Source organism: Pseudomonas sp. Sample_16, from assembly GCF_004307665.1.
Taxonomy (GTDB): domain Bacteria; phylum Pseudomonadota; class Gammaproteobacteria; order Pseudomonadales; family Pseudomonadaceae; genus Aquipseudomonas.
In genome coordinates, this window is the sequence record NZ_RCOB01000066.1 from 125,509 (window position 1) to 131,956 (window position 6,448).

Sequence of the window (6,448 nt, forward strand, 5' to 3'; positions counted from 1 at the left end):
CTAGAGGCCGGTCGACTAACCTGCGTGCAGCCGCCACCCCTGTTCGTTTAGTCGCGATATCGGTTACCCATGTAGGCGCTGCCGTAGGTTGCGATCTTTTGAAGCGCGAAAGCGCTTATAGTCGGCACAACTCCTTTACCTGCGCAGCCGACCATGAAACAAACCCCCGACGACCTCAAGCAGATCACCGCCACCACTCTGGGCCATTACAACTCGGTCGCTGAGAACTTTCGTGAGGGGACACGCGATCACGATGTCAGCCAGAACATCGATGCGCTGTTACGGCACATTCAAGGCACGGCGCCATTCGACATTCTCGATTTTGGCTGCGGTCCCGGTCGTGATTTGCAGACGTTTACCCGCATGGGCCATCGGGCCGTCGGACTGGACGGTTCGGAAAGGTTCGCGCAAATGGCCCGTGACGACAGTGGCTGCGAAGTCTGGCAACAGGACTTCCTGAAGCTCGACTTGCCGGCCGAGCGTTTCGACGGGATTTTTGCCAACGCGGTGTTGTTTCATGTTCCGCGACAGGAACTGCCGCGGGTGTTGAAACAGTTGTGGGGAACGTTGAAACCGGGAGGGGTGTTGTTCAGTTCCAATCCTCGTGGCGAAAATCAGGAAGGCTGGAACGGGCCACGGTATGGGGCGTATCACGATCTTGCGGCCTGGCAACAGCTGCTGACCGAGGCGGGCTTTGTCGAGCTGGAGCATTACTACCGGCCCGCGGGGCTGCCGCGCGAGCAGCAGCCCTGGCTGGCGAGTGTCTGGCGGCGCGTCGACTGATCGTTCCCACGCTCTGCGTTGGAATGCAGCCAGTGACGCTCTGCGTCATGCCGCAGAGCGTGGGAACGATCACTGCGCGGCGTCTTTCTTCGGCTCGCGAATCTTGTACCAGGCCACATACAGTGCCGGCAAAAACAGCAGCGTCAGCAAGGTCGCGACGATGATCCCGCCGATCATTGCGTAGGCCATCGGTCCCCAGAACACTTCCCGGGCAATCGGGATCATGCCCAGGCTCGCCGCCGCGGCGGTGAGCAAAATCGGCCGCCGACGGTGTTCGGTAGCTTCCACCACGGCATCCCACGGTGAAGAACCGTCGGCGATGAACGTGTCGATCTGGGTTACCAGGATCACCGAGTTGCGGATGATGATGCCGATCAGCGCCAGGATGCCGAGTATCGCCACAAAGCCCATTGGCGTTCCGGTCGGCACCAGCGCCAACACCACGCCGATCAAGCCCAGCGGCGCGACGCTGGCTACCAGGAACATCTTCTGCACGCTGTGCAGCTGAATCATCAGAAAGGTGGCCATCAGGAATATCATCAACGGCACGACTTTGTTGATCGGCCCCTGGGCCTTGGCACTCTCCTCCACCGTACCGCCCGTGGCGACCTTGTACCCCGCAGGCAATGCGGCGGCGTACTTGTCGATGTCCGGTTTGAGCAGCTTCACCAGATCGGTTGGCTGAATATCACCGATCACTGCGGTCTTGATGGTGATTGTCGGTTTGCGGTCGCGACGCCACACAAGCGGCTGCTCCAGTTCGTAACGCACCGAGGCAAACGCGAGCAGGGGAATCGAGGTGCCGCCCGGCGTGAGAATTTGCAGGTTCTGCAGCGTTTCCGGCGAGCCCCGTTCAGCATCCACGGCGCGGCCGACCACATTGATCAGGTAGATATCGTCGTCGACCTGCGTCACCGTCGAGCCAGTGACGATGCTGTTCATCAGGTTCGCCACGTCTTCGGAAGACAAGCCGAGCTGGCGAGCCTTGTCTTGGGCGATATCGATGCGCAGCACCTTGCCAGGCTCGTTCCAGTCGAAAATGATTTCGCCGATGTGGGGGTTCTTGTCCAGCTGGCTGGCCAGATCGATGGCGTGCTTGCGCACCTGGTCGATGTCCGGGCCGCTGACGCGGTACTGGATCGGCCGCCCCACAGGCGGGCCTAACTCCAGCGCCTGGACGAAACTGCCGATACCCACGAAATCATTGCGCAGACGTTCACGCAGCCGATCGCTGAGGGCGGCGCGCGTCTCGAAGTCTTTGGCGACGATCACCAGTTGCGCGTAATAAGGGTTCTGCAGTTGCTGGTCGAGGGGCAGATAAAAACGAATTGCACCCTGGCCGACGTAACTACTCCAGCGCACGATATCCGGGTCACCCTTGAGCGTCGCCTCGAGCTTGTCCACGGCCTTGCGGGTTTCATCGATCGAGGCGTTTTGTGGCAGGTTCAGATCCACGAGGATTTCCGGGCGATCCGAGGCCGGAAAGAATTGGTTCTGCACAAATTGCATACCTACAACCGACAGCGCGAACAGCAGCACCGTGATGCCGATCGCCCACCACCGGTTGCGCATGCACCACAACAGACCGCCGTTGAATGCCCGCCCCAGTCGACCGGGCTCCGCCGCGTGCGGCTTCACATTGGCACTGAGGATGTGCACGCCGATGACCGGCGCAAACAGCACCGCGACCACCCACGAAACCATCATCGCGACGGCAATCACCGCGAACAGGGTAAAGGTGTATTCGCCGGCCGAGCTGCCATTCAAACCAATGGGGACGAAACCGGCGACGGTCACCAGCGTGCCGGTGAGCATCGGGAACGCGGTCGAGGTGTAGGCAAAAGTCGCAGCCTGTTCCTTGGACTCGCCCAGCTCCAGACGCGAGACCATCATCTCGACCGTGATCATTGCGTCATCCACCAGCAGGCCCAGCGCGATGATCAACGCACCGAGGGAAATCCGCTGCATGGTGATTCCGCTGTACTCCATGAACACGAACACCATGGCCAATACCAGCGGGATCGAGCAAGCCACCACCAAGCCAGCACGCAAGCCGAGGCTGATGAAGCTGACCACCAACACGATCACTACGGCTTCAAACAACGCACTGGTGAAGCCGCCAACTGCGGCTTCTACCACAACAGACTGATCGGACACGTTGTGCACACCGACACCCACCGGCAGGTTGGCAGTGAGCTCATTTATGCGCTGGTGCAGAGCCTTGCCGAATTCCTGGATGTTGCCCCCGGTCTGCATGGCTATGGCCAGACCGATAGCCTGTTGGCCATTGAAGCGGAATTCCGGCGTCGAGGGGTCGACGTAGCCTCGGCGGATATCGGCTATATCGGCCAGACGATAAAAGCGATCATTGAGTCGCAGATTGACGTTGGCCAGATCCTTCTCGGAAATGAACTGCCCTGACGTGCGTACGGAAATCCGCTCGGGTCCCGCCTCGATCACCCCGGCCGGGGTCACGGCGTTTTGCGTTTGCAGACTTTGCACAACCTGTTGCTCATCGATACCCAGCGCCGCCAGTTTGCGGGTCGAGAAGTTCAGGTACAGGACTTCGTCCTGCTGGCCAATCATCTCGATCTTGCCCAAGCCCGGTACGCCGCGGATATCGGCACGGGCCTGTTCGACGTAGTCGCGCAATTGACGCAATGTCAGACCGTCGGCGGTAAAGGCATAGATCGAACCGAACACGTCACCGAATTCATCGTTGAACGACGGTCCCTGAATGCCTTGTGGAAACGAATAACGGATGTCGCCGATCTTCTTGCGCACCTGGTACCAGATTTCCGGAATGTCCTTGGCCTTGGTCGTGTCGCGCAAGTAAACGTAGACCGTGGACTCACCGGGTCGGGTATAGCTTTTCACGTAGTCGAGCGAGTCGAGTTCTTCGAGTTTTTTCTCGATGCGGTCAGTGACCTGCTTGAGGGTTTCCTCCTGGGTCGCACCTGGCCAGCGGGTCTGGATAACCATGGTCTTGATCGTGAAGGAAGGGTCTTCCTCGCGCCCCAGGTTCAGGTATGAAAACACGCCCATCAGCAATGCGACGAACATCAGATACCAGACAAACGACTGATGTTTGAGCGCCCATTCGGATAAGTTGAAACTCCCTTTCATTGTGGGCTGCCCTCATCTACTTTCACTTTTTGCCCCGGTTTGAGGCTGTTGACTCCCGCACTGACAATCCGCTCGCCGGACTTCACGCCGCTGGCGACTACGACGGTGCTGTCCGTGCGGCTGATGATGCTCACATCCCTGGGAGAAACGGTTTGCGCCTGGGCATCGATTACCCAGATGCGCGACTTGCCTTCGACTTCCTGCAATGCGCTCAGAGGCAATTCGATCTGCGGCTTGATCGCCGAAATCAATGTCACGCTGATCGCCGTACCCAGGCGAAATCCGCTGGGTGTTTCGGAAAGGGTCAGGCGCGCGCGTCGGGTACGGGTTGCACTTTGTGCCTGGGGCTCGATTTCCCGCACGATAGCCGTGGTGTTGATCTCCGGGCTCAATTGCGAAGCAACCTGGAACACCACGTCTTCGGGTAACTGATCGACCAGGGTGTCCGGCAGATCGATCACCGCCTCCTTGATGTCCGGTCGCGCCAGGGTAACCACTTGCTGGCCGGCGGTGACAACTTGTCCGGCTTCGGCCATCCACGCGGTGACGACCGCTTTGTGATCGGCACGCAATTCAACGTAGTTGAGTTGATCCTTGGCCTGGCTGACCGCTGCCTGAGCCTGGTCCAGCGAGGCCTGGGTGGTCTTCAGGTCAGTCAGTGCAGCGTCGAGTTGCGCCTGGGAGCCCACGCCTTGATCGAACAGGCTCTGCTGTCGCCGGGCGGTGGCCTGGGCGTTGATCAGATTCGCCCGGATGCTCGCCAGGTCGCCCTCTGCCGAGCGCAATTGGTTCTGCTGATCCGTAGGGTCCAGCGAGGCAAGCAACGCCCCCTTGTCGACCTCCGCGCCGACATCGACGCTACGGCTCGCGATGCGTCCCGGTACACGGAAACCGACATTGCTCTCATAGCGGGCCTGGATGCTCCCCGCGAATCGGCCAAGGTTTTGTTCACCCAGTGCCTCGACCTTGATCGACAACACCGGTCGAACCGGCTCCGCTGGCGCTTCTTTTTCCGAGCAGGCCACCAGCATCACACTGGTCAGTACCAGTAACAGATGCTTCATGGTTGACTCTCCGCGGTCAATTCCTTGTAGGTGTCTTCAGCGATTTCCACCGTCACGCCGGGATGCAGCAACTGGCCACCGGCAACGACGACTTTTTCACCTCCTTTGAGGCCCTCGCTGATGATGACTTTACCGGTCAGATAGCGGCCGACGGTGACGGTATGCAACTGCGCCTTGCCGTCGCCGTCCACCAGCCATACCGCGGGCTCGCTGATTTTTTTGGTCAGCGCAGACCACGGCAATTCCACCGCGGACTTGCCCCGGGTATTGGCTGTGGCACTCACCACCGAACCCAGTTGCATGCCGGGCGGCAAGCTGTCGAGGGTGACTTTGACTTGCACAGTGCCAGTCTGCTCCGAGACCGCCGGGGTGATCTCGCGGACTGTACCGGTGGTTTTGATCGCCGGATTGTCGAGCAGGCTGACCACAACACCCTTGTCTGATGGTGGTTCGGCCAGCAGCGATTCATAGACGTTGAACACCGCATCGCGCGCACCGTCCTGGGCCAGGCTGAAGATCGGCACGGTGGCCTGAACCACCTGGCCGACCTCTGCCTGGCGCGCAGTGATCACGCCTGGCGCATCCGACATCAACGCGGTGTAACTCAGTTGTTCACGGGCATTGGCCAACTGCGCCTGGGCCGCCGCGAGTGAGCTTTGGCTACTGCGCAATGCCGCCTGCGCAGAGTCGTACTCGCTTTGGCTGGTATAACCCTTGGGCAACAGTTTTTGCTGGCGCACGAAAGACGCGGCGTTCTGTTTGACCTTGGCCTGCTCGGCCACCACTTGAGCCTGTGCCGAGTCGAGACTGGTTTGCAGGTCCTTTGGATCGAGCCGGGCAAGGACCTGCCTGGCCGCGATCCGGTCACCCACATCGACCGTACGCTGGATGATCTTTCCACTCACGCGAAAAGACAGCTCGGTCTGCACCCGAGCCTGCACATCGCCGGTCAAGGTGATGTTGGCAGCGTAATCGGTGAGTTTGACTTCCTGAACGAAAACCCGTGGCCGAGCCTTCTCGAGCGGTTTCTCTTGGTCGCAGGCACTGAGCAATACCAGGAGGCTCAGGCCAAGCGCTAATCTCAATTCGGGACCAGCCATGCAGACTCCTTTGCGTTTAACGGGCGCGATTCGTTTGTCAGCTTAGAACAGGGATTAACCTTCGCCTACGCAAATTCAGCTTTTCCTCTTGTACGAGCTGCCGCGGGCTGCGATCTTTTGATCCTGATCAACTCAAAGGCAAGAGATCGTAGCTGCGGCAGCGCCTGCAGGGTCGGCCAATAGGGACATTTTCCATGCTCAACACCCTCGCGGTGGCCAATTACCGCTCGATCAACAAACTGGTGATCCCACTGGGTCGCTTGAACCTGATCACCGGGCCAAACGGCAGCGGCAAATCGAACCTCTACCGCGCGCTGCGCTTGCTGGCGGAAACCGCTCAGGGTGGCGTGGTCAACGCGTTGGCCCGCGAGGGTG

The 6,448-nt window shown here is 59.8% G+C and carries 5 protein-coding genes; 2 read left to right on the forward strand and 3 right to left on the reverse strand.

Features of this window, described 5'->3' with window-relative positions; genetic code table 11:
• Nucleotides 1-153: 153 nt before the first annotated feature.
• Nucleotides 154-783, forward strand: a complete 630-nt coding sequence (locus D8U69_RS09770; RefSeq protein WP_056852082.1) for a class I SAM-dependent methyltransferase — start codon at nucleotides 154-156, stop codon at nucleotides 781-783.
• A gap of 69 nt (nucleotides 784-852) precedes the next feature.
• On the opposite strand, the gene D8U69_RS09775 is transcribed toward D8U69_RS09770, so the two are convergent.
• The 3 genes from D8U69_RS09775 to D8U69_RS09785 are packed head-to-tail and all read right to left on the reverse strand — an operon-like array spanning nucleotide 853 to nucleotide 6,073.
• A complete protein-coding gene (locus D8U69_RS09775) occupies nucleotides 853-3,909 on the reverse strand; it encodes an efflux RND transporter permease subunit (RefSeq protein WP_130904509.1) in 3,057 nt (1,018 codons plus the stop codon).
• A complete protein-coding gene (locus D8U69_RS09780) occupies nucleotides 3,906-4,973 on the reverse strand; it encodes an efflux RND transporter periplasmic adaptor subunit (RefSeq protein WP_130904510.1) in 1,068 nt (355 codons plus the stop codon). The genes D8U69_RS09775 and D8U69_RS09780 overlap by 4 nt, the downstream gene beginning before the upstream one ends.
• Entirely contained in the window at nucleotides 4,970-6,073 is a 1,104-nt protein-coding gene (locus D8U69_RS09785; RefSeq protein WP_130907209.1) for an efflux RND transporter periplasmic adaptor subunit, read from the reverse strand. The genes D8U69_RS09780 and D8U69_RS09785 overlap by 4 nt, the downstream gene beginning before the upstream one ends.
• Nucleotides 6,074-6,267: 194 nt before the next feature.
• On the opposite strand from D8U69_RS09785, the gene D8U69_RS09790 reads away from it, so the two are divergent.
• The coding region (locus D8U69_RS09790) for an AAA family ATPase (RefSeq protein WP_153189001.1) at nucleotides 6,268-6,448 on the forward strand (181 nt) is incomplete at its 3' end.